We start from the raw sequence: 23,221 nt of genomic DNA on the forward strand, positions 1-23,221 counted from the left end.
CGGGGCGGCGAACGCCGCCCCGGCCGTTCTCGTGAGGGTTGCTCAGGCGAGGAGGTCGTTCATCGTGCCGTAGGCGATGCCACCTTCGACCGCTGCGTACGAGTCCGCCTCGAAGAAACCGACCGCCGCCTTCCTGGCGACCTCGTATGCGGCCATGGCGACGCTCGAGCCGAGGCTGATGCGGGCCACGCCGAGGCGGTCGAGTTCCGACGGCGCGGGAGCGCCGGGTCCGGCAAGGATGTTGAGCGGCAGGCGGATCGCCTCCACCAGCTGCTCGATCACCGCAGGGTCGGTCACGCCGGGCACGAAGATGCCGTCGGCGCCGGCGTCCGCGTAGGCCTTCGCGCGCGCCACCGTCGCCTCGAAACGCTCCGACTCCTCGCCGATCCCGGCCAGGTACATGTCGATGCGCGCGTTGATGAACAGGTCAGGCCCCGCGCCCTCGCGGGCCGCGCCGAGCCGTTCCACCTGGTCCGCGAGATCACGCAGGGACCCCGGATGCTCGGCGACCGTGTCCTCGATGTTGACGCCGACCGCGCCGGCCTCGGCCACCGCCGCGAGCGTCGCGGCCACCTCCTTGGGGGTCGCGCCGAAACCGGACTCGATGTCGGCGGTCACCGGCACGTCCACGGCCCGTACGACCCGGGCGATCGCCTCCAGTGCCGCGTCGCGGTCGATCGCGTCGCCGTCCGGGCGGCCGAGACTCCAAGCGACACCGGCGCTCGTCGTCGCGATCGCCGGTGCGCCCGCGGCGGCGATGACCGCCGCGCTGGCGGCGTCCCAGCAGTTCGGGAGGCGCAGGGCCGGAGTGGTGTGAAGGGAGCGGAAGCGGGAAGCGGTCGTGTTCGTCATGCCCCCATCTAAGCCGTGATGTCGCCTCGTGGCTGGCCACGAAACGACATCACCGTCAACACGCGTCAGGCGCGGCCGACCGCCGAGACGAGCGCGTCGGCAAGCTCGGCCGGCTTCGTGAACTGCGGCCAGTGCCCGGTCGGGAGGTCGATGTACGAGACGTCCTTGACCGCCGCGATCTCCCGCACGAACGGCACTTCCTGCTCGATCCACGCCCGCACCATCGCGCTGCTGAACTCGCAGCAGACGAGCGTGATCGGCACGTCGAAGCGGCGCTCGTCGCCGAGCACCTGCTTGTCGAACGCGACGCCCTTCGGCGAGGGGATCGCCTTGGCGCGGAAGGCCTCGCGGAGGTCGTCGTCGAGGTCGACCAAGTCCTCGTCCTCGAACACGTCCCAGTCGGGCAGCGGGATCTCGCCGTCGACGACAGGCAGCTCGTCGTTGATGACCCCGCCGGGGCCGAGCGGTGCCGAGTCGACGTAGACGACGCGGGCGATCCGGTCGGGCCGGGCGTCGGCGACCGCGTGCGCGACCGCGCCGCCGCCGGAGTGGCCCACGAGGACGACCGGGCCGTCGACCGCGTCGACGGCGGCCACGACCGCGTCGATGTGGTCGCGCAGTCCGATGCCGGAGCGGTCGGCGTCGCGGGATGCCATGCCGGGCAGGGTGATCGGGTGGGTCCGGTGCCCGGCCTTCTCGAGCGCGGGCGTGATCTCGCTCCACGACGACGCGTCGAGCCACAGACCGGGGATGAGGATGATGTCCATCGCCCGACCATAGCGGCGGGCACCGACACCGGCGCTAGTTTCCGGCGCGGAGGGTCATCACCGTGATGTCGGCGTCCGCGCCGACCCGGATCGGCGGGCCGTTCGTGCCCGCGCCGTTCGTGACGTACACCTGCGTGTCCCCGTGCCGTTCGAGGCCGGTGAGCTGGCCACTGCGGATGAGCGACGCGTAATGCACGGGCCACATCTGGCCGCCGTGGGTGTGGCCCGAGAGCTGGAGGTCCACGCCGTAACCGTCGATGTAGTCGACCGCGTTCGGCTGGTGGGCCATGAAGACCACCGGCCGGTCCGGATCCCGGTCCCCCAGGGCCGCTTCGAAATCCGGGCCGGTCTCGCTCTCGAAGCCGCGCTGGACGACGATGAGGTCGTTGACGCCCGCGAGGTCGAAGCCGGGCAGTTCGACCCGGGTGTTCGGGAGGCCGTGCATGCCGAGTTCGGCGACGCGGTCGTACCACTCGTCGGCGCCCACGTAATGCTCGGCGTTGCCCGCCACGAAGAAGGTCCCGTCGCGCGCCTCGAGGCGGGCGAGCGGGTCGACGGCGTCCCGGACCTGGTCGACCTCGTTGCTGGCGAGGTCGCCGACGAACGCGATGAGGTCCGCTTGCGCGCGGTTGATCTGCTCGACCACGCGCTCGCAGTATTCGCGCCCGCGGATCGCAGAGAAGTGCGTGTCGCCGACGACCGCGATCCGGTAGCCGTCGAACTGCCGGGAGAGGCGTTCGAGGCGGACCGTCACCGGCTTGAGCGGAGGGGTCCGGTAGCCCTCGTACAGGCCGTGCCCGACCGTCGCGACGGCCAGCGCGGACGCCCCGAGCCCGATCGCCCGTGACATCATGCGGCGTCGTGTGTGAACGGTGACGTGTGACGTACTACCGGGCGCCGCCGATGCACCGGTCGCCGGTGCCGACTCGGCTGCGGCGGAATTCGGGTCGGTCGCTTCGGCGAGCTCAGGTTCACGCGTTCGCTTGCGACGTCGGCGCCACTGCCGCAGCCAGTCGCGGACGAGCGCCCAAGGCGGTGGCTCGGATGGTACCCCCTTGCGGCGCAGGAGGAACCATCGCAGGGGTTCGGTGACCACGAGGAGGCCGAAGAGGTAGAGGAAGACGCCGAACCAGATCAGGCCGGGGTAGCCGACGGCGGCCTGGACGTCGATCGGGGCATCGGAGGGCGTGAGGAACCGGGCGAGGAGCCCGAAGACCGCGAGGACGCCGAGCGCGATCGCACCGATCGGCCGCCACGCGGATCCTGGTTTCGTCGTGTCGCGGCACAGCCGCCACCACAGGTACCCGTGGAGGACGGCGAAGCCGACCGTGACCGCGAGGAATCGGACGACGAACCAAGCGGTGGCCATCGGCTAGCGGCCGGCCGGCGAGTCGCCGAGGGATCGGATGAGCGGGGCGGTGACGTTGCCGCCTTCCGGGGCAGCGAGCCGGTGCGCGAGGGAGGCGTTGACGTGGCCGATGCCAGTGCCGCCGCCGGCAGCTGCGGTGCGCGTCATGGTTGGCCTCCTTGTGTCTCGGTCGCTGCGATGCTAGCTCGCTCGCGGTCCGCGGGTGCGGGGCGTCCTGGCGGCGGGGCGGAGTCCCGTGCGCGCGTGCGGCGCGGGGGCGCGGCATCGTTCCGTGGCCGCGCCTCGAGTGCCGCCGTGGGCGCGGGTGTTCGCCGGTTCGCGGCGTCCCAGCGGCGAGAGGGAGCATCAGCCGCCCCGGAGCGCGGCGCGCCGTTCCGGGGCCGCGGGTGCCGCTGCGCGCGTTGCTGTTCACTCCGCCGTCGGCCTTGCATCGTCAGGGGCGGGCGATTTGGACGAGGTCGGGGTTCTGGCCGCGGCGGGCGAGCAGGGCGCGGCCGGGTGGGAGGAGGCGGCTGGCGGTGCCGTTGACGAGGCGGCCTTCGAGGCGGTCGCCGGAGAAGAGGAGGCCAGGGCTGGACATGTCGCAGAGCTGGCGCAGGAGCGGTTCGTAGACGGCGCGGCCGGCGCCGCCGGTGCGGCGGGCGAGGATGAGGTGGAGGCCGAGGTCGGCGCCGTGGGCGGCGAGTTCGGTCAAGGGCGCCAAGGGGTTCCCGGCGCTGGTGGTGACGAGGTCGTAGTCGTCGACGACGACGAAGACCTCGGGGCCGGTCCACCAGTCGCGGTCGCGCAGCTGCTGCGGGGTGACGTCGGGTCCGGGGAGGCGCTTCTTGAGGGCCTCGGCGAGCTCGGCGGCGTTCTGGGCCGCGTGGGCGGCGGTGTTGCAGTAGGTGATGAGGTGGTCCTCAGGGATCTCCTCGAGGTGGGAGCGGCGGTAGTCGACGAGGAAGATCCCGGCCTCGGTGCCGGGGCGGCGCACGATCTGGCGCATGATGGCGCGCAGGAGCGTGGTCTTGCCGGTCTGGGTGTCGCCGAAGATGACAAGGTGCGGGTCCTTGTCGAAGTCGATGACGGCGGGGCCGAGGTCGCTTTCGGCGACACCGACGACGGGCGCGAGCGCGTACGGGTCGCCGGTAGCCGCGGGGACGGGCGGGACGAGTTCGCGGAGGGCCACGTCGACGGGGAGGGCTTTGACGGCGGTGACGCCGGGTCCGGGCCAGCGGCGGCGGACTTCGGCGGCGAGCTCCGCGAACCCGTCAGAGAGGTCCTCTGTGGAGTCCTGGTCGTCGATGCGGGGCAGGGCGATGTGCCCGAACCGCTTGTCGGCGGTGAGGACCCGGCCGGGGACCTCTTTGGGGAGTTCTTCGATGAGCTTGCGGTCGATGCCGGAGTCGAAGGCGTCGGCGAGGCGCAGTTCGATGCGGCCCGAGAACGACGCGGCGAGGCGGGCGCGGACTTGCGCGGAGTTGACGGCGGTGAGCACGGTGTGGACGCCGAGCGCCGGACCGCGCGAGGCGATCTCCATGAGCAGGTCGTTCGCGTCTTCGTTCGCTTCGGTGAGGCCGCCCCAGCCGTCGATGGCGAGCAGGAGGTCGCCCGGGACGTCCACTGTGCCGTCGGCGGCGGAGCGGCGCAGCCCGGCGGCGGAGTCGATGCCGTTGCGGCGCATCAGGTGCTCGCGAGCGTCGAGGAGGTTGCGGACTTCGGCGAGGGTGCGGGCGACGAGTTCGGGTTCGGCCCGTCCGGCGGCGACGGCGACGTGCGGGAGGGCCGTGAGGCCGCCGAGCGCGCCGCCGCCGTAGTCGATCACGTAGGCGGCCAGGGCATTCGGCGGGTAGCGGAGGGCGAGGCCGGCGATGAGGGTGCGCAGGAGCGTGGATTTGCCGGAGCCGGGCGCGCCGAGGACGACGAGGTTGGCGTCGGCGCCGGCGAGGTCCCATTCGAGGGGGCCTTGGCGCTGCTCGCGCGGGTGGTCGAGGAGGCCGAGCACCGCCTTGACCGTGCCGGTTTCGCCTACTTCGGCGCCGATCCGGTTGAGCGGCAGCGCTTCCGGGAGCGGCGGGAGCCAGACGGGGCGGACCGGGTCGATGCCCTCGGTCGCGGTGGCGGCCGCGAGGGAGGCGACGAGGACGCGCAGCACGCTGTGCTCGGCGTCCGGCATCTCCCCCGTCCCGCGCGCGGCCTCGGCGGTCATGGCGTCGAGAACGCTGACGACCGGCGGCACCGGCCAGCGCAGCACCGGGAGGGTGCGTTCGGCCTCTTCGCGCGGCGGCGTGTACTTGCCGGAGACCATGGCGGCCTTGAACCTGGTGAAGATCGTGGTGTCCACTTTGAGGTATCCGGAGCCGGGTTCGGGCGGGAGGCGGTAGGCGTCGGGGACGCCGATGGCCTCGCGGCTCTCGGCTTCGGAGAAGGTGCGCAGGCCGATCCGGTAGGACAGGTGCGATTCGAGGCCGCGCAGGTGCGCCGACTCGAGCCGCTGGGTGGCGAGGAGGAGGTGGACGCCGATGGAGCGGCCGATGCGGCCGACGGCGACGAACAGGTCCGAGAAGTCGGGCTTGGCGGTGAGGAGTTCGGAGAACTCGTCGATGATGACGAGCAGGTGCGGGAGGGGTTCGAGGCCCGGGTCGTGTTGGCGCAGTTTGGCGTAGGAGTGGACGTTGGGGAGGTTCCCGGCGTCCTTGAGGAGCTGCTGGCGGCGGCTCATCTCGCCGTAGAGGGCTTCGGCGAAGCGGTCGACGAGGCCGAGGTCGTCGGCGAGGTTGGTGATGGCGCCGGCGCTGTGCGGGAGGGCGTCGCAGTCGGCGAAGGTCGCGCCGCCTTTGAAGTCGACGGTGAGGAGGGCGAGGCGTTCGGGCGGGTGGCGCACGGCGAGGGCGGCGACGAGAGTGCGAAGAGCCTCGGACTTGCCGGAGCCGGTGGCGCCCACGATGAGACCGTGAGGTCCCATGCCGCCGAGCGCGGACTCTTTGAGGTCGAGTTCGACGGGGCGGCCGTCGGCGTCCACGGCGAAGGGGACGCGCAGGAGCGCCGATTCGTCGCGGGGCGCCCAGGTGCGCTGCCAGTCCACTTCGGCCGGATCGGCGACGCCGAGGATGTCCGCGAGGCCGTGGACGCCGGAGAGGGCGCGGGAGACGTCGTCGAGGGCGAGCCGCCAGGGGCTCAGCGCCCGAGCGATGGCGGCGAGGTCGGCGGGGTCGAGCCGGTCGGGGCGGCCGACGCTCGTGGTCTCGCTGACACCGCCTTCGGTGCGTTCGATGCGGGTGACCGCGACGGTGTCGGCGTCCACTTTGATGCGTGCGGCGGTGTGCTCGGGTTCTTGGCGCTGTTCGGCGACGAGGGTCCAGCAGTGGACGCCGAGCAGTTGGGGCGCCTCGTCTGCGCCTTTGAAAACCGTGGCGAGGAGGCCGGGGAGGGAGACCTGGTGTTCGCCGTCGACGATGACGAGGAGGCGGCGCGAGCCGGGGCCGGGCGGGCCGCCGCGGCGGCGGCGCAGTTCGGCGGCGCGGAGCGCGAGGTCCTCGGCGAGGCGTTCGGTGAGCTCGGCGGTGCTGGGGCAGATGAGCGGCACGGGCGCTTCGCCGTCGCCGGGGTCGGCGAGGAGATGCGGGAGCCACGAGAGCCTTGTCCACTCCGGAGCGACCGAAGGGTGGGCGACGACGGCGACGCGGAGGTCCTCGGGGGCGACGAGGACCGCGAGCTGGGCGAGCATCGCCTGCGCGGCGGCGCGGGTGCGGGCGTACTCGCCGATGATCGCGGTGTCCCCGACCGCTCCGAGCTCGAGGGTGAGCGGCTGGTCGGCGAGGCGCGCGTACTGGTCGACGAGTTCTTCGGCGCCGGACTGGCAGACGGGGTCGTAGACGGTGAGCGGGTGCTGCTCGTCGATCTTCAGCGAGAGCGCGCGACTCAAAGGCACCGCGGCGAGTCCGCATCGGACGGTGAGGAGGTCGGCGTCGGTCGCGCGCCGCTCCCAGCGGCGGCCCGGGTCGCACGCGAGGCCGAGCAGCAGCCCGGGGTGCGGGTGGCGGCGGGCGGCGTGGTCGCGCTGGACCTTCACGGCCTCGCGGATGGTGTGCCGGGCGTCTTCGAGGTAGTCGAGGTAGCGTTCGCGCTCCTGCCGGAGCTTCCGCCTCGGGCCCGAACGCATCGCGGCGAACAGGACGATGCCCATCGCCACGCTCGCCACGAGCATGAGCAGGCCCGCCGTCGCGTACAGGGGCCGCTGCAGGTTCGACAGGACCATGATCATCGCGCCCGAGCCGGACATGAGCGGCATCATGAGCATCGGCGCGCCCATCGCCGCCGACGGCGGATCGCCCAGGGCCGGCGGGGAGGCGAGCGTGATCGGCTCGGTCGAGACCTCGGGTGCGGGGCGCCGCGCGGGGCGGCGGACGACGTCGGTGCCCATGTCAGACCCCGGCGACCATCGCGTACAGGCCGGCGAGGTGCCCGGCGAGGACGATCATGCCCGCCACCAGGATCGTCTCGGCGACCGCCACGACCCGCCGCCACCACGCCGCCGACACGGCCGAGCGCGACACCGACGCGACCGAGACGTACGCCAGCCCGGCCAGCACGGCGAGCGCCGGGAGCCAGGCGAGCAGGGGCTCGGAGAGGCCGATCCACCGCCATGCGGCCCAGGCGAGCGCGGACATCCCGGCCAGGCGCAGGGGCGCCACATGCCGGATGAGCTCGTATATCCGGGAGCGGGTGAGGAGGGCGAGCGCGGCCCCGGTGCCCATGAGCGCGGCCCACGTGTCCCCTTGGGCGGCAAGGAGGACGGCGGCCGCGCCGGTGATCGCGGCGATGCCGCAGACCGCGCCGGTGAGGCGCGCGTCGGTCGCTTCGAGGCGGCGCGCGAGGTGCATGTCCGTGGTCGGGTCGCCCGCGCGCACCTCGCGGTCGAGTGCGAAGAGCCCGGCCGAGGACATGGCGAGGCGCGGCACGAGCGCGAGCACGAACAATCCGATGAGGACGATGAGGCTCTGGGCGCGGACCGCGCTGAGCCCCAAGTGCGCCCACAGCGCCCAGGCGAGGGCCGCGAGGGCGAGCGCGCACGCGATGCCGACCGCGTACGCGGTGGCGAGCCGCGCCCCGGCGCGGGCGGCGGTGATGAGGAGGAGCGCGGCCAGCCCTGCGCCGATCAGGCGCGTGGCCGGGTGGGCGCCGCCGTCGGCGGCGAGCACCTCCACGGCGCTGTAGCCGACGCGCCCGGCCCACAGCGCCCCGCCCGTGAGCGCGAGGTGCGTCATGAGGTCGTGCTGCCGCGCCGACCACCAGGACATGAGCACCGCGAGGAGGCAGACCAGGCCGCCGGTCAGGAGGATCGCGGGGTCCGCGCCGGGGCTGAACGCGGCCGCCGCGACGAGCAGCCCGGCCGTGCCGATCGCGAGGAGGCGGCCGGTACCGGGGTCCCAGCGGGCGCCGCCCGCGTCCACGGCGTCCTCGACCGCGTCGCGCACGTCCTCCACGGTGTCGGGGAGCGCGGCGGCCGTGGCGTCGTGCAGCAGGAGCACGCCGCCGTCGGGGACGGTGCGGTCGGCGAGGGTCTCGGCGGGCGCGAAGGTCGCACCGTCGATCGTGGACAGTGCCCAGCCGGTGCCGCCGTCGTCCGGCGCCTCGGGTCCGGTGTGCCGCAGCAGCTGCGGGAGGAGTTCGGCGACGGGCAGGTCGTCGGGGAGCGCGAGGTCGCGGGTGGCGCGGGGGCCGACGACGGTGACGGTGCTGTATCGACCGGGCAAGACGGGCCTTTGCGGTTGGGGTTCAGGGGGTTTCGACAAGCACGGCGGCGGGAGGGGCGCTCCGGGCGTTCCGTTCGGCCTCGGCTTCGGCGTCGCGCTGCTTCTGCTTCTCGAAGGCGTTGGCGACGGCGAACGCGGCGACCACGAGGGCCACGGCGATCACGCCGATGAGGGCCGCGGGCCACAGCGGCTGGCGCTGCCGCCAGCTCCGCGCCGAGCCGTAGAGCACGGCGGCGCGGAGCTGGCGGCGGCGCAGGGCGGCGGCCTGGAGCACGTAGCGCTCGCTCTGGCCGGTGCGCCGCATGGCCATCGGGGCGAGGTCGGTACCGGGTTCGGCGGACCTCGCCGGGACGTCAGTGGCCTCCGAGGTCACCCGCCCCACCGGGAGTTGATGCGCGTCATGGTCGTCGACCAGTTCGTCGCCGAGTCCTCGGTGGCCGAGGCGAGCTTGTTGAAGGCCGCCTGGATCTCCGTGAACTCGCCCTCGGAGGTGGTGTTGAACGTGCCGAAGCCGTCGGTGCCCGCGCCGACCCACTGGCCCTGCACGGTGCTGACGTGGCCCTTGATCTCGCCGAGGATGGCCTCGAAGCGGCCGCGGTAGGTGTGCTGGACGCCGGCGAGGTCCTGCAGGTTGCCGACGTTGCCGTAGAGCTCGAATCCGGAACCAGGCATAGTGGAGGGTCCCTTCTAGATCTGGATCGTGATCGGCTTGATGCCGGGCAGGTTGCCTTCGGCGCCGGTGTAGCCGCCGACGTTCTGGTCGTCGGTGGTGAAGCCGTCGTCGCTGGTCGTGCCCTGCGCGAGCGCGCTGAGCCCGTATTTGTTCGCCATGTCGTTGTACGACTCGATGAACGCGGCCTTGGCGCGCTGGAAGGCGGCGAGCGAGGCGCCCTGCTGGGCGTCGACGTCCGCTTCCATCTCGGCGATGAGGGCCTGGAGGTCGCCGGTCAGGCTCTCGACGGAGATGCCGTGGTTGTTGGCGCTGGTGGTGAGGGCGTTGGCGGTGGTGAGCCCGAATTCCGTTCCGATTCCGGCCATGTGGGGTGCCTCCTAAGGAGCTGTGGATGGCCCGTGCGGGGGGAGCGTATCGGATCATGTTGACACGGCGGTGAAGTGAAAGTAAAGGGCTCCGGCCACCACTCTGGATCGCTGCGGCCCCATCCCGCAACATGATCAACTTCCACCACTGTCGTTGTGGCGCAATGGCAGACAGTTCACCTGATGTTATTCCAATCCTCATTGATTCCCGATACGCTGACCGCAGCCAAGAGTCCGCACCCCCCTGGAGGACCAATGGACCGCATCGGCATGAACCCTGACGAAGCCAATTTCAAGGGCGGCCAGACGATCGCGTCGGCGGAGTCGTTCGGGACGCTGCAGGGCGAGCTGCTGAGCATCGTCGAGAAGTGCGTGACCGCCGCCGGGGAGCCCGAGGTCGTCACCGGCTACGACGAGTTCGGGGCCACCTGGTCGACCGACCTGGCCAAGACCGCCGCGCACGGCGAGAGCGTCGGCGCCACCACCCACCTCACCGTCGGCGACGGCGTCGGCACCGATGCCGCGAACGCCGGCCTGCAGAGCGTCGAGGCGCCCGCGCCGAGCGCCCCCGGCATCAACCTGGTCTAGCCCGCTCGAAGGAGAACCCCCAATGCCGAGCATTCCCACCGCGGCCAGCCTCAACGTCCCCGAGTCCAAAGCGGACGTGCCGTCCCTGCGCGAGGGCGCGACCGAGTTCGAGTCCAAGTCCGGCACCATCATCGGCCGCGGCGGCGACGTCATGGCCCAGATGAACGCCACCGCCGTCGAGTTCACCGAGCTCGTCTCCGAGCAGCTGCGCTCCAAGGGCGCCGAGTCCATCGAGGCCGCCCGCAAGGCCATGGAGGGCTCGGTGTGGGGCAGCGCCGTCACCGGCAAGTGGGCCGACGCCGCCGAGACCTACCAGCAGCTCGCCGCGAACTACACCGCGCTGTGGTCGGAGGCGGTGAGCAGCGGCTTCGGCGTCACCGCCGAGTCCGCCGGGGTCACCGGCGGCATGCCCGGCGACGTCGCCTCCCGGGTCATGGACAACGCCATGGCCGAGGCCGGGGCCGAGCGGCTCGCCGGCATGCAAGGCGTCGTCAACGCCGCGTACGAGACGTACAAGGCCGAGGCCAAGACCGCCGGATCGCACCTCAAGCAGGGGCCGACCCCGGCGAACCTCAAGGCCCTCGCCGCGGGCGGCACCACCACATGGGCGCTGTTCAACGTCTTCGGCGCCAAGGCGGGCGTCCCGCCCCTCGACGGCGCCGAGGGCAAGCGGCTCGCCGAGGCCATGGTCGACTACCTCGCGGGCAAGGACGGCGACATCCCGCCCGCGCTCCTCGCCAAGATCAAGGCGCTCCTGTCGCTCGGCCTGCACGCCCAGGACCTCCAGGGCCAGCCCGGCAAGCAACTCGCGCCCGCGCAGCTCGACTTCCTCGAGCAGCTGTTCAAGGGCATGGACATCCCCTGGAACGACAACGACCCCAACGCCGGGAACCTGCTGTACATGCTCCCCGCGTGGCTCAAGGACCGCGAGGTCCCGGCCGGGGACCAGTCGCTCATCCTGGGCGCGTTCGGCGGCGGCCTCCTCGCCGCCTCGAACGAGAAGCTCGGCGGCGGCTTCGGCCGCCTGCCCGAGAGCCTGCGCAACACCCTCGGCTACTACACCGGGAAAGTGGACGACTTCAGCGTCCCCGAACTGCACGACCAGCTCATCGGGCTCGCCCCGATGCTCGGCGCGACGGACGACAAGGGCGTGGGTCTCGGCAGGCTCCAGGGCGGCAAGGAGTTCTCCGCCTCGCTCACCCTCGCCGTCTCCGACTTCTACTCCGACGTGATGGCCCGCCGCCCCGCATACTCGGTGCCCTACACCGATCTCGAGCAGTACGTCCCCGACCTGCTGGGCGCGAGCACCCGCAACCACGAGGCGAACTACGAGCTCCTCACCGGCAAGTTCCAGCACCCGGACCTCGGCAAGGACACCCCGGAATACCTGGTGCGCAGCCTGTTCGGGCACCAGTGGAAGGACGACGGCAAGGCCGCCGCGGGACTCATCGACTGGATCGGCACCGACGCCGGATCGAAAGACCAGGCCACAGCGGACCGGGCCACCGAGGCCGCGTACGCGCTCTTCACCACCGTCACCGACCGCGACAACGCCTCCGGGATCTGGAAGGAGTCGGCGTACGACTTCTTCACCGACTCCTACGGCAAGATCGGCAGCTTCGAGAAGGCCCCGATCGGGGCCGCGAACGGCGCGATCACCTATTCGATGGCCAAGGCCGCCGTCCCCTACCTCGACTACTTCGCCGAGACCGACACCGGCGGCAAGGACCAGCTGTTCATGTCGAAGGACCCCAGGGCCGCCGACATGTACCTCTCGCAGCAGACCCGCGAGGACTTCGTCGAGCTCATCATGGGCGGCGACGCCTCGCGCGACAAGTTCGGCGCCGAGGTCTACCGCAACGTCCTCCTCGACGCCCACTACGCCGACGGCTGGAAGGACACCGAGGAGGCCAACGACGAGGCCATGCGCACCGGCCGGCTCATGGGCCTGCTCGACACCGGCTTCCAGCGCGTCTTCGACGACGCCAATGTGGACGCGAACGCGAGGACGACCGAGTCGACCCAGCACGCCAACTGGGCGCGCGCCGGCGCGGCCGCCGTCAAGGAGGTCGTCACCGAACTGCCCTTCGTGCGCGGCCTGGGCCGCGGCACGCAGCAGATCATCCGGCAGGTCGCCGAGAGCTTCAAGTGGACGCCGGGCGTCTCGCAGTCCTACGACCTGATCTGGGAGAAGGGCGTCGCGCCCAAGCCCGAGGACTTCGACCGCAAGGGCGACCCCAGCTACGAGCAGTTCAACTTCGCGGTGACCCACACCGTGATCGAGCAGCAGCTCAAGGACGCGAACTCGGGGCTGACGATCGAGGACGTCCGGAAGACTGACGCCCGCCTGGTTGAGCAGGACGCGAACGGCAAGTGGCAGCTGCGGTCCGCCGCCGAGCTGATGGAGCTCAACGAGCCGTCCGGCAAGGCCGCCGACAAGGGCATGTACACCTACAGCGACGCCGAGCGCCAGCTCCACCGCCTGCTCGAGGACAAGCTGAAGACGAAGGTGGACAAGTTCAACGACACCTTCAACAACCAGCGCAAGGACACCGGGTCCTAGCGCCCCGCCCACTATGCATTGAGGACGTCTTGACCCGAACCGATCCGTCTCGGCGAAGCCCGCGAGGCGTCAATGAGCAGAGCACCCCCCAGCGCGATCTGCCCGACCGCATCCACCACGGCCTCGAAGGGCTCCGCGACCGCATCGGAGCGAACAAGGCCGTGGCCGCGACGGCCGCCGTCGTCGCGGTCGTGCTCCTCGTCGCGATCGTCGCCGCCGTCATCGCCTCCACCAGCGGCGGCGACGAGGACGGCGGCATGCCTGGCACGGCCGAGACCTCCTCGGCTGCAACGGAAGACCAGGCCGCACCGACCCTGCCCGCCGACGGCGCGTACCTCGCGCGCCAGGAGGCCACGGGCCTGTGCGTCACCAACGGCCCCGAGCCGGGCAACCCCGAGCGCAGCGTCATGGTCCTCGGCGATTGCGCCGCAACGTACCCGGCGGGCCTCGCGTTCGCGTCGCAGGGCGCGGGCGTGTACACGGTCGGCCTCGACTTCGCCGCGGACGCATGGCAGGCCTGCTGGGGCGCCGACGAACCGGCCGACGAGGCCGGGTACCTCACCGCCGGGCAGGACTGCGCCGACACCGACCTGCAGCGGTTCGAGCTCACCGGGGTCGGCGCCGACTCCTACACGATCGCCGTCGTCGCCTCCGGACTCTGCCTGGGGCTCTTGGAGGACGCGGCCGCCGAAGCGGGCGCGGCCCTCGCCACCGCCCCGTGCGAGCCTGACGACCCGACCCAGCGGTTCGCGCTGCTGGTCCCCTGACCCGAATCCTCATCCCTCCTCAAAGGACCATTCGGTGGCACAACGTGATCCGCGCGTCCCTCGGCACTCGGCCGGGACGGACCTGCCCGCGAGGCTCCGCGACATCGCGGAGAAGGCCCGGCTGCGCCTGGGCTCCAACCAGGCCATGGCCGGCGTCGCCGCCGTGGTCGCGCTCGTCCTGACCGTCGCCGTCGTCGCCGCGGTCATGGCCGCGGGCGGCGGCGAGGACGATCCCGAGCCGGTCGCCGCGAACGAACCGGCCGCGACCTCCGTGGCCGCGACCTCGACGCCCTCCGCCTCGCCCTCGCCGAGCCCGAGCGCTTCGGCCGCACCGAGCGCCGAACCGTCCGCAGAGGACGAACCGGAGGAGCCGGCCGAGACCGCCGAGCCGACCGAGGCCGCCCCGCCCTCGCCCGCCTACCCCGATGACGGCTGGTACCAGGTGAAGCAGGAGGCCAGCGGGTTGTGCCTGAGCACCGGCCCCGAGCCGGGCAACGAGGGCCGCACGGTCGTCGTGCTCGCCGGGTGCGGCTCGGCTCACCCGTCCACGATCCAGGTCGTGGCCTGGGACGAGGGCGTGTACGTCTTCAACCTGCACTTCTCCGACTGGAGCGCGTGCATGGGCGCCGACGCCCCCGCCGACCAGGAGGGGTACCTCATGGCCGCGTACGGGTGCGAGTTCACCGAGACCCAGTTCTGGGAGCTCGAACCGCAGGGCGGCGGCGTTTACACGATCGCCACCAGCGCCTCGGGGATGTGCGTCGGCATGCTCGAGGGCCGCTCCTCGAGTTCGGGCGAGCCGACCGCCACCGACACGTGCGACGCCGGGGACGCGACCCAGCGGTTCACCCTGACCTGATGAGCGATCAACCGATCGGTTGATCCCCGGGATCAACCGGCGGCTCCGACGCGCGGCCGATGCCGCGCCGCCCCGATCTTGCGAGTGTTGACGTACACGAAGCAAGGAGGCGGCGATGGCGATCATCGAAGTGCGGGACCTGGTCAAGACGTACGGCACTCACCGTGCGGTGGACGGGATCTCGTTCGAGGTGGGCGAAGGCGAGATCTTCGGCATCCTCGGCCCCAACGGGGCGGGCAAGACGACCACAGTGGAGTGCGTCGAAGGGCTGCGGTCCCGCGACGGCGGCAGCGTCAAGGTGATGGGGCTCGACCCCGAGAAGGACGGCGCGGAGCTCAAGCAGGTGCTCGGCATCCAGCTGCAGGAGTCCCGCCTGCCCGACCGCATCCGCGTCGGCGAGGCCCTGGACCTGTACGCGTCGTTCTACAAGGAGCACGCGGACACCGACCGGCTCATCGAGAAGCTGGGCCTGGGCGGCAAGCGTAAGACCCCGTTCGGGAAGCTCTCCGGCGGCCAGCAGCAGCGACTGTCGATCGCGCTCGCGCTCGTCGGCAACCCGCGCGTGGCCGTCCTCGACGAGCTGACCACCGGCCTCGACCCGCAGGCGCGGCGCGACACGTGGGACCTCATCGAGCAGGTGCGGAACTCCGGGGTCACGATCATCCTGGTCACCCACTTCATGGACGAGGCCGAGCGGCTGTGCGACCGCATCGCCGTGGTCGACTCCGGGAAGATCGTCGCGCTCGACACCCCCGCCGGGCTCACCGCCCGGGTCAGCGAGGAGCAGCGGGTGCGGTTCCGGCCCTCCGCCGAGTTCGCCGACGCGCTCCTGCTCGACCTGCCCGAGGTCGCCCGCGTCGAGCGCCACGGCGCGCACGTGGTCGTCACCGGCGGCGAGAACCTCCTCCAGGCCGTCGTGTCCGTCCTGGCGCGCAACCAGATCGTGGCCGCGGACCTGCGCGTCGAACAGGTCAGCCTCGACGACGCGTTCGTGGCCCTCACCGGAAAGTCCCTCGAGAACTAAGCCCCGCAAGGAGAACCAGATGTCCGCTCTCGGCAAACTCATCCAGATCGAAGCCCGCCTGTTCGTGCGCGACCCCATGACGTTCGTCGTCGGGCTGCTCCTGCCCACCGTCGTCCTGCTCGGCCTCGGCGCCGTCCCGATGCTCCGCGAACCCGCCGAGGACATGGGCGGGCAGCGATTCATCGACTACTTCGCGCCCTCCGTCATCGTGATGGCCGTCGGCGTCATCGGCCTCACCAACCTCCCGGCCGTCCTCGCGGCCTACCGCGAGCAGGGCGTGCTGCGCCGCATGCGCACCACCCCCGTCCACCCGATGAAGCTCCTGGTCGCGCAGCTCGTGGTCAACCTCGGGGCGTCGCTGCTGTCGGCCGCGCTCGTCGTCGCCGCCGGGAACCTCGTGTACGGCGTGCCGCTGCCGAAGCACGCCTGGGGGTTCGCGATCGCGTTCGTCCTCGGCATCACCGCGGTCTTCGCCCTCGGTATGCTGGTCGCGGCTTTGGCGCCAACCGCCCGGGCCGCCTCCGGGCTCTCGACGGTCCTGTTCATGCTGGCCATGTTCTTCGGCGGCGTGTACCTCCCCCGGTTCATGCTGCCGGACGCGATCGCCCGCGCCGGCGACTTCGTGCCGCCGGGCGTGCAGTCACTGCTCGACGCCTGGACCGGTACGGCCCCCGCCGTGGTCCCCCTGGCGGTCATGGCCGCCACCGCGGTCGCCGCCGGAGCGGTCGCGGCCCGAATCTTCAAGTGGGAGTAGCAGTCATGGAGCCGGTGGCGTACACCCCCGAGGAGCTGTCCGAGCGGCACTCCAAGATCGAGTCCGTCTACCACCGGCTCCTCGACTGGATGCCGTACGCGACCCTCGCCTTGAGCGCGGCGCTGAGCCTCCTCATCAACCCGCGGCCGCTGGACCAGCAACTCCCCCTGCTGGGCCTGGCGGCCGCGGCCGTCGCCTGGGTGTACTTCGCGTACACGCGCCTGCCGTCGAAGACCGAGGCGTCCGACGCCCGGCTCGCGGTGCACCTGTTCGTGATGCTGGCGATCGGCGCGGCGCTGGTCGTCCAGGACCTCCTGTTCTTCATCTTCGTCGTCACCGGGTTCTTCCACGCCGGGTACTTCAAGTCGATGGGCATGCTCACCGCCGGGATCGGCGCGACCTCCCTTGTGGTCAACTCCAGCATCGTCACCGCCGACCCGGACGCCCAGGCGTTCGTGATCTACACGATCGTCGTCCTCGTCCAGACCGGCGCCATCAGCTCCGGGTTCCTGCTCAACGAGCGGCTGGTCCGGCTGCGCAACCAGCGCGAAGAGGCGATCCTCGCCCGCGAGGCGGCCCTGGAGGAGAACGCCGGCCTCCACATGCAACTGCTCACGCAGGCAAGGGAAGCGGGCGTCCTGGACGAGCGGCAGCGCATGGCCCGCGAGATCCACGACACCGTCGCCCAGGGCCTGGCCGGGATCATCGCGCAGCTCCACGCCGCCGACGGCACCGACGACGAGGCCCAGCGCCGCCGCCATTTCGACAGCGCCGTGGAGCTCGCCCGCGACAGCCTCGCCGAGGCCCGCCGCACCGTCCAGGCCATCGGTCCGCCCACACTGGACTCGGCCCAGCTGCCCGAGGCGCTGGCGGAGGTGTCGGCGAAGTGGTCGGAGGCGCACGCGGTGCCGGTGGAGCTGACCACGACCGGGGACGCGAAGCCCATGCACCCCGAGATCGAGGTGACGCTCCTGCGGGTCACCCAGGAGGCGCTGCAGAACGCCGCCAAGCACAGCCGGGCCCGCCGGGTCGGCATCACTCTTTCCTATATGGAGGACCAGTTGGCGATCGACGTGCGCGACGACGGCATCGGCTTCGAGCCGGGGAAGACGAAGGCGTCCAAGGAGCACGGGTACGGGCTGGCCGCTATGCGCCAGCGCGTGTCCCGCCTCGCCGGAAGCCTCTCGATCGAGTCCGAGCCCGGCGCGGGCACGGTCGTCTCGGCGATCGTCCCGGCGGTGCCGCAGGCGGTGGCCGATGCCGCCTGAACCGATCCGCGTGCTCATCGCCGACGACCACCCGGTGGTGCGCGACGGCCTGCGCGGCATGTTCGACCGGGCCGAGGACATCGAGGTCGTGGGCGAGGCCGCGGACGGCCGCGAAGCCGTCGACCGGGCGCTCGCCTTGAACCCGGACGTGGTGCTCATGGACCTGCGGATGCCGGGAACCGATGGGGTGACGGCGATCCGGGAGCTGGCCTCGCGCGGCGCGGCCGCGAAGGTGCTGGTGCTGACCACGTACGACACCGATTCCGATGTGCTGCCGGCGATCGAGGCGGGCGCGGCCGGGTACCTGCTCAAGGACGCCTCGCCCGCGGAGCTGCAGCGGGCCATCAGGACCGCGCACGAGGGCGGCACGGTGCTCGCGCCGTCGGTGGCGTCGCTGCTGATGGCGCAGGTGCGCCGGCCCGCGCCGAGCACCGGGCCGCTGAGCGAGCGGGAGCTGGAGGTGCTGGCGCTGATCGCGAAGGGCCGCAGCAACAGGGAGGCTGCGGCCGAGTTGTTCATCAGCGAGGCGACGGTGAAGACGCACTTGATGCACGTGTACGCGAAGCTCGAGGTGAACGACCGGGCCGCCGCGGTGGCGGTCGGGTACGAGCGGGGGCTGCTGCAGGCGAAGGGCCGCTAGGCCTCTTCGACCCAGTAGTTGTCGTGCTCGATGAAGAACGCGGCACGCTCCTCCTCGGTCATCTCGCCGATGGTCGCGATCCCTTCGAAGTAGGGTTCGCGCACCGCGCCGGGGGTGAAGAGCAGGAGCATCGAGGCGGGCTCGTCAGTGTCGTTGCGGAAGCCGTGCAGGCCACCCTGCGGGACGTACACGAAGTCGCCCTTGCTCATCGGGGCCCACTCGTTGCCGTTGTAGATGGTGATGGTGCCGTCGAGGATGTAGAAGGACTCCGAGATGGTCTTGTGGTAGTGCGCCCCGGGGCCGCCCTTCTTGGGGCCCATGTTCCAGCGGTAGAGCCCGAACTCGCCGCCGGTGGCCGCGCCTTTGGCGAGGTAGTCGGCGTGGCCGTTGTCGAAGAGGAGGTCGGCGGGCGAGTCGTTCCGGCGGACGACTGCGGTGGCCTCTCCGGTGTCGCCGAAGTACTTCGATTCGGGGTAGGACATCGAAGGTCTCCTTCTCATCACGGTGGGGTTCCTGGAGCCTACTGCGGTCGGGGACGCGGCCATTGGGGGAGGTGGGCGGCGCCCGGATACGCTCGTCGCATGCACCTCGCGCCCTTGACCGTCGCCGCCGCGCAGCCCGATCTGCGCCCGGGCGACCTCGCGTTCAACGCCCGCGCGCACGCCGAGGCGGTCCGTTCGGCAGAGGCCCGGCTGGTGGTGTTCCCAGAGCTGTCGCTCTCGTCGTACGCGATGGCCGCTCCGGCTGTGGCCGTTCACGATCCGGCCCTGGAGTCGATCGTGAAGGCATGCGCCGAGACCGGTTCGGTCGCGCTCGCGGGCGCGCCGCTGCGCGAGGGCGGCGCGGAGTACATCGCGATGCTGCGCATCGACGGCTCCGGTGTGGCGGTCGCGTATCGGAAGATGCACCCCGACGAGGAGGAAGCGCGGCGCTTCCGGGCGGCGTGCGATCCGGTGGTGCTGGAACTGGACGGGTGGCGGCTCGGGCTGGCAATCTGCCGCGACACGATGATGTTCGAGCACGCCCCGGCTACCGCGGAGTTCGCGAAGCGGTCGGGCATCGGCGGGATCGACGCGTACGTCGCGGGCTCGCTGTACACCCCGCAGGGGCTCGTGCGGCGTGACAAGCGGATGCCGCAGCTCGCGCGCGGCTACGGCATGTGGGTCGTGCAGGCGTGCTTCGCGGGGCCGGGCAGCGACTACCCCGAGGCCGTGGGGAACTCGGCGGTCTGGGCTCCGGACGGGACGGTCGCGGCGCGAGCCGATGAGCAGCCGGGCCGGATCGTCAAGGCCGAGCTGCGGTTCTAAGGGGCTAGGCCTCGGCCTTCGCGCGGGCGTCCATGATGGTCTCGGCGTTGCCCCTGATCCAGTCGAACATGCCGCCGAGATGGCGGGCGGTGCCTTCGCCGAGTTCGGTGAGGCCGTAGGTGACCTGGGGCGGGACGGTCGGTTCGACGTGCCGCCACACGAGGCCGTCGCCCACCAGGTTCTTGAGGGTCTGCGAGAGCATCTTCTCGCTCACGCCGTCGACCCGCTCGCGCAGCTCGAAGAAGCGCAGCTCGCCTTCGTTCAGGGCGAGCAGGACCCAGATGCCCCAGCGGCTGGTGATGTGGTCGAGCACCTGCACGGCCGGGCACTGGCGGTGAAACACCTCACGCTCGCCCCGAGTGCTGGGCCAAGCCACCTGATTTCCTACGAGCACGACATGAGCTTACTTCGAAGTGCGTTCTTCCGGAACCGCTCCGAGCCTCCTAGCTTTGGCTTCACCACTGAATCAAGGAGAAAGCCATCATGATCACCGTCACCGGAGCCACCGGCAACGTCGGCCGCCCGCTCATCGAACGCCTCATCGCCGCAGGCGAGAAGGTCACCGCCGTCTCCCGCAGCGCCGCCGAGTTCCCCGAAGGCGTCGCCCATGTCCAAGCGGACCTCTCCCGGCCCGAGAGCCTCGAGCCCGCATTCGCCGGCTCCGACCGGCTGTTCCTGCTCACCCGCGACTCCGACCACGACCTCGTGCCGGTGCTCGCCGCCGCCAAGGCCGCCGGGATCGGCCGCGTCGTGCTCCTGTCGAGCCAGCGCGCCGAGACGCGGAATGACGCGTCGCAGCTCGTCTACGAGAACGCAGTCAAAGACTCGGGGCTCGAATGGACCTTCGTGCGCCCCGGCGCGTTCCATTCCAACGCGTTCATGTGGGCCGACGCCGTGCGCGGCGACCGCGCCATCGCCGCGCCGTTCGGCGACGTCGGCCTGCGGTTCATCGACCCGGACGACATCGCGGCGGTCGCGGCGCTCGCCCTCACCGAAGACGGCCACGCCGGGCGGGCGTACACGATCACCGGTCCTGAGGCGGTGACCCCGCGCGAGCAGGCGGCCGCTATCAGCGCGGCGATCGGGGAGCCCGTGCGGTTCCACGAGCTCACCCGCGACGAGGCGTTCGCGATGTTCACGCAGTTCTGGCCCGCCGAGATCGTCGAAGGCGCCTTGGACGCGCTCGGCAGCCCGAACGCCGCCGAACTCGAACCGAACTTCGAGGTCGAACGCCTCCTCGGCCGCCCCGCGACCTCGTTCGCGGCGTGGGCGAAGCGCAACGCAGCCGCGTTCCGCTAAGCCGGTCCGGCGCGACGCGGCGGCGTTCCGCCAGCTCCGATCCAGCGCGACGCCCCGCGTTCCGCGCTGAGACCCACGCCTTACACGCGGTGACGCAGGACATACTCCGCTCCTGTCATGGATTCGGCGGCCATCCCGTTCAAAGGGCATCACCGAACCACGGCGAACCAGACAGGAGCGAGACCATGCAGCACCGCATCATCGTCCTCGGCGCGGGGTACGCCGGCACCTTCGCGGCCGGCTACCTCGCGCGACACCTCCACCCGGCCGACTTCCAGGTCACGGTCGTCAACGCCGAACCCGACTTCGTCGAGCGCTTCCGCCTCCACCAGGTCGCCGCCGGGCAGACGCTCAAGCACCGGCCCCTCGCGAAGATCTTCGCGGGCACCGGCGTCGAGGTGAAGATCGCGCGCGTCACCGCCGTCGACGCCGACCGCAAATCGGTCACTGTGGACGGCGGCTGCGGCCTCGAACGGCTCGAGTACGACACGCTCGTCTACGCGCTCGGCAGCACCGCCGCCCACCACGACGTGCCCGGCGTCGGCGAGCACGCCCACCACATCACCTCCCGCGCCGCCGCCGTCCGCCTCAGCGAACGGCTCGACGCCATGGGCGGCAAGGGGACCGTGCTCGTCGTCGGCGGCAACCTGACCGCGATCGAAGGCGCCACCGAACTCGCCGAATCCCACCCCGACCTCAAGGTCGTGCTCACCACCAGCGGCGAACTCGGCGGCTGGCTCGCCCCGAAGTCCCGCGCCCACCTGCTGCGCGCCTTCGATCGGCTCGGCATCGAGGTCCACGAGCACACCCGGATCGCCCGCGTCGAACCGAACGGCGCCATCGCCGCCGACGGCTCCTTCCACGCCGCCGACGCGACCGTGTGGGCCGCGGGCTTCGCCGTCCACCCGATCGCCGCCGCCAGCGGCCTCGCCGTCGAACCGAACGGCCAGATCACCGTCGACCGCCAGATGCGCTCGGTCTCCCACCCCGGCGTCTACGCCGCGGGCGACGCCGCGTTCGTCATCGGCGAGAACGGCCGGCCGCTGCCGATGTCGTGCGCCTCGGCCGGGTTCACCAGCCAGCAGGCCACCGCCGCGATCATCGGCGACCTCACCGGCGGGAAAGTCAAGCGCACCGGACTCGTCTACGTGGGCAACCACATCAGCCTCGGCCGACGGGACGGCATCCTCCAGGTCGTCGACGGCGACGTGCGCTCGCGGTACGCCGTCACCGGCCGCACCGCCGCGCGCGTCAAGGAACTCGTCCTCAAGACCGCCACCTGGGGCGTCGCGAACCCGACAGCGAAACTCCCGGCCCGCAGCCACCACATGGCGGTCGACGCCGAGGTCCGCCGCACCGAGGCGGTGCCCGCTTAGAGTGGCGGTCATGGACTTCGCCACCGTCGCGCGCTTCGAGGCCGGCCGACCCAGGCTGGCCTCGCTGGCGTACCGCCTGCTCGGCTCGGCCGCCGACGCCGAGGACGTGGTGCAGGACGCGTTCCTGCGCTGGCAGGCGGCCGACCGCGAAATGATCGAGGTGCCCGAGGCGTGGCTGACCAAAGTGGTCACGAATCTGGCGCTCGACCGGCTCCGGTCGGCGCGGGTGCGGCGCGAGCGGGCCGTCGGCGCGTGGCTGCCCGAACCGCTGCTCGACGGCGACCCGATGCTCGGCCCGGCCGAGACGGCCGAACAGCGCGATTCGGTGTCGGTCGCGGTACTCATGCTCTTGGAGCGGCTGCCCCCGATGGAACGGGCCGTGTACGTGCTGCGTGAGGCGTTCGACTACAGCCACAATGAGATCGCCGAGATCCTCGACATCTCCGAGTCGGCCAGCCAGCAGCATGCGCTGCGCGCGAGGCGGCATGTGGCCGCGGGCCGCAGCGCCGGTCACGTCAATCGCCGCACCGCCCGCCGCATCGTTGAGGCTTTTGTGGAGGCTGCGGCCTCAGGCGAGACGGAGCGGTTGGTGGCGCTGCTGACCGAGGACGCCACGGCCGTGTCGGACGGCGCCGGGCTCATGGGCCGGCCTTGGTTCGAGACGGTGCCGGCGCGCATCGCCGCGACCTTCCGCGCGGCGTTCAAGCCGACCCCCGCGAAGCGCAAGCTCGCGGGCGGCAGCCCGTCGATCCACGCCGGGATCGTCAACGGCGCGCCTGCGATGATCGCGGTCGTCGACGACCGGGTGGCGGGCGTGGTGGTCCTCCATCAGCGCGACGGCAAGATCGCGGCCCTCCACGGCATCGCGAACAAGGATTCGCTCACCCGCGCCACCGAGCAGTGGAAGCGCACCGACCACGGCGAACCGCTCATCGCCTCCTGGTGACGCGTCTTGGTCAACCGGGCGTGTCGTGACTCGGCACGGGCTGCGGCAGCCCGAGGGCCGCTGCCG

The 23,221-nt window shown here is 71.6% G+C and carries 23 protein-coding genes; 12 read left to right on the top strand and 11 right to left on the bottom strand.

The genetic code is table 11. The features are described 5' to 3' along the window. Window positions 1–42: 42 nt before the first annotated feature. The 9 genes from J5V16_RS19330 to J5V16_RS19370 all read right to left on the bottom strand — a co-directional run bounded on the left by J5V16_RS19330 (window position 43) and on the right by J5V16_RS19370 (window position 9,764). Window positions 43–852 (bottom strand): isocitrate lyase/PEP mutase family protein, encoded by an 810-nt coding sequence (locus tag J5V16_RS19330; RefSeq protein WP_208498610.1) that lies wholly within the window; start codon window positions 850–852, stop codon window positions 43–45. 65 nt (window positions 853–917) lie between these two features. Further along, complete coding sequence (locus tag J5V16_RS19335; RefSeq protein WP_208498611.1) at window positions 918–1,619, bottom strand: alpha/beta fold hydrolase; 702 nt, start codon at window positions 1,617–1,619, stop codon at window positions 918–920. 34 nt (window positions 1,620–1,653) lie between these two features. Beyond that, window positions 1,654–2,988 carry a metallophosphoesterase gene (locus J5V16_RS19340; protein WP_208498612.1) on the bottom strand — a complete coding sequence of 445 codons (1,335 nt, stop codon included), beginning with the start codon at window positions 2,986–2,988 and terminating at the stop codon, window positions 1,654–1,656. Window positions 2,989–2,991: 3 nt separating this feature from the next. Then, window positions 2,992–3,135, bottom strand: a complete 144-nt coding sequence (locus tag J5V16_RS19345; RefSeq protein WP_208498613.1) for a hypothetical protein — start codon at window positions 3,133–3,135, stop codon at window positions 2,992–2,994. A gap of 286 nt (window positions 3,136–3,421) precedes the next feature. Further along, on the bottom strand, window positions 3,422–7,393 hold the full coding sequence (gene eccCa, locus J5V16_RS19350) for a type VII secretion protein EccCa (RefSeq protein ID WP_208498614.1): 3,972 nt from the start codon (window positions 7,391–7,393) through the stop codon (window positions 3,422–3,424). Between the two features lies 1 nt (window position 7,394). Further along, window positions 7,395–8,726, bottom strand: a complete 1,332-nt coding sequence (gene eccD / locus J5V16_RS19355; protein ID WP_208498615.1) for a type VII secretion integral membrane protein EccD — start codon at window positions 8,724–8,726, stop codon at window positions 7,395–7,397. A gap of 22 nt (window positions 8,727–8,748) precedes the next feature. Further along, window positions 8,749–9,108, bottom strand: a complete 360-nt coding sequence (locus J5V16_RS19360; protein ID WP_208498616.1) for a hypothetical protein — start codon at window positions 9,106–9,108, stop codon at window positions 8,749–8,751. After that, window positions 9,096–9,398, bottom strand: a complete 303-nt coding sequence (locus tag J5V16_RS19365; protein WP_208498617.1) for a WXG100 family type VII secretion target — start codon at window positions 9,396–9,398, stop codon at window positions 9,096–9,098. The genes J5V16_RS19360 and J5V16_RS19365 overlap by 13 nt, the downstream gene beginning before the upstream one ends. Before the next feature lie 15 nt (window positions 9,399–9,413). After that, window positions 9,414–9,764 carry a hypothetical protein gene (locus J5V16_RS19370; protein ID WP_208498618.1) on the bottom strand — a complete coding sequence of 117 codons (351 nt, stop codon included), beginning with the start codon at window positions 9,762–9,764 and terminating at the stop codon, window positions 9,414–9,416. 270 nt (window positions 9,765–10,034) lie between these two features. On the opposite strand from J5V16_RS19370, the gene J5V16_RS19375 reads away from it, so the two are divergent. The 8 genes from J5V16_RS19375 (at window position 10,035) to J5V16_RS19410 (ending at window position 18,227) form a co-directional block, all read left to right on the top strand. Next, the gene (locus J5V16_RS19375; protein ID WP_208498619.1) at window positions 10,035–10,352 is read left to right on the top strand and encodes a hypothetical protein; all 318 of its coding nucleotides are present in this window, start codon (window positions 10,035–10,037) and stop codon (window positions 10,350–10,352) included. A gap of 22 nt (window positions 10,353–10,374) precedes the next feature. Then, window positions 10,375–12,915, top strand: coding sequence for a TPR repeat region-containing protein (locus J5V16_RS19380; protein ID WP_208498620.1), 2,541 nt, complete (start codon window positions 10,375–10,377; stop codon window positions 12,913–12,915). Window positions 12,916–12,944: 29 nt separating this feature from the next. Continuing rightward, window positions 12,945–13,682: an RICIN domain-containing protein gene (locus J5V16_RS19385; protein ID WP_208498621.1), complete on the top strand. Its 738-nt coding sequence runs from the start codon at window positions 12,945–12,947 to the stop codon at window positions 13,680–13,682. Between the two features lie 34 nt (window positions 13,683–13,716). After that, entirely contained in the window at window positions 13,717–14,541 is an 825-nt protein-coding gene (locus J5V16_RS19390; protein WP_208498622.1) for an RICIN domain-containing protein, read from the top strand. 115 nt (window positions 14,542–14,656) lie between these two features. After that, a complete protein-coding gene (locus J5V16_RS19395; protein ID WP_208498623.1) occupies window positions 14,657–15,565 on the top strand; it encodes an ABC transporter ATP-binding protein in 909 nt (302 codons plus the stop codon). A 19-nt stretch (window positions 15,566–15,584) separates the two neighbouring features. Further along, complete coding sequence (locus J5V16_RS19400; protein WP_208498624.1) at window positions 15,585–16,319, top strand: ABC transporter permease; 735 nt, start codon at window positions 15,585–15,587, stop codon at window positions 16,317–16,319. Further along, a complete protein-coding gene (locus J5V16_RS25605) occupies window positions 16,310–17,587 on the top strand; it encodes a sensor histidine kinase (protein ID WP_208498625.1) in 1,278 nt (425 codons plus the stop codon). The genes J5V16_RS19400 and J5V16_RS25605 overlap by 10 nt, the downstream gene beginning before the upstream one ends. Then, window positions 17,577–18,227: a response regulator gene (locus J5V16_RS19410; protein ID WP_208498626.1), complete on the top strand. Its 651-nt coding sequence runs from the start codon at window positions 17,577–17,579 to the stop codon at window positions 18,225–18,227. The genes J5V16_RS25605 and J5V16_RS19410 overlap by 11 nt, the downstream gene beginning before the upstream one ends. Here the strand turns inward: J5V16_RS19410 and J5V16_RS19415 are convergent. After that, window positions 18,224–18,709, bottom strand: coding sequence for a cupin domain-containing protein (locus J5V16_RS19415; RefSeq protein ID WP_208498627.1), 486 nt, complete (start codon window positions 18,707–18,709; stop codon window positions 18,224–18,226). The two genes, J5V16_RS19410 and J5V16_RS19415, sit on opposite strands and share 4 nt — an antisense overlap. A 99-nt stretch (window positions 18,710–18,808) precedes the next feature. On the opposite strand from J5V16_RS19415, the gene J5V16_RS19420 reads away from it, so the two are divergent. After that, the gene (locus J5V16_RS19420) at window positions 18,809–19,534 is read left to right on the top strand and encodes a carbon-nitrogen hydrolase family protein (protein WP_208498628.1); all 726 of its coding nucleotides are present in this window, start codon (window positions 18,809–18,811) and stop codon (window positions 19,532–19,534) included. Window positions 19,535–19,538: 4 nt separating this feature from the next. Here the strand turns inward: J5V16_RS19420 and J5V16_RS24670 are convergent, their stop codons facing one another. Continuing rightward, a complete protein-coding gene (locus tag J5V16_RS24670) occupies window positions 19,539–19,877 on the bottom strand; it encodes a winged helix-turn-helix transcriptional regulator (RefSeq protein ID WP_307793020.1) in 339 nt (112 codons plus the stop codon). Window positions 19,878–20,017: 140 nt separating this feature from the next. Here J5V16_RS24670 and J5V16_RS19430 point away from each other — a divergent pair, with 140 nt between their 5' ends. The 3 genes from J5V16_RS19430 to sigJ all read left to right on the top strand — a co-directional run bounded on the left by J5V16_RS19430 (window position 20,018) and on the right by sigJ (window position 23,155). Then, window positions 20,018–20,833, top strand: a complete 816-nt coding sequence (locus tag J5V16_RS19430) for an NAD(P)H-binding protein (protein WP_208498630.1) — start codon at window positions 20,018–20,020, stop codon at window positions 20,831–20,833. 185 nt (window positions 20,834–21,018) lie between these two features. Continuing rightward, complete coding sequence (locus J5V16_RS19435) at window positions 21,019–22,209, top strand: NAD(P)/FAD-dependent oxidoreductase (protein WP_208498631.1); 1,191 nt, start codon at window positions 21,019–21,021, stop codon at window positions 22,207–22,209. 10 nt (window positions 22,210–22,219) lie between these two features. Further along, the gene (gene sigJ / locus J5V16_RS19440; protein WP_208498632.1) at window positions 22,220–23,155 is read left to right on the top strand and encodes an RNA polymerase sigma factor SigJ; all 936 of its coding nucleotides are present in this window, start codon (window positions 22,220–22,222) and stop codon (window positions 23,153–23,155) included. Window positions 23,156–23,221: the final 66 nt, after the last annotated feature.

This window comes from Glycomyces niveus (assembly GCF_017592475.1).
Classification (GTDB): Bacteria; Actinomycetota; Actinomycetes; order Mycobacteriales; family Micromonosporaceae; genus Glycomyces; species Glycomyces niveus.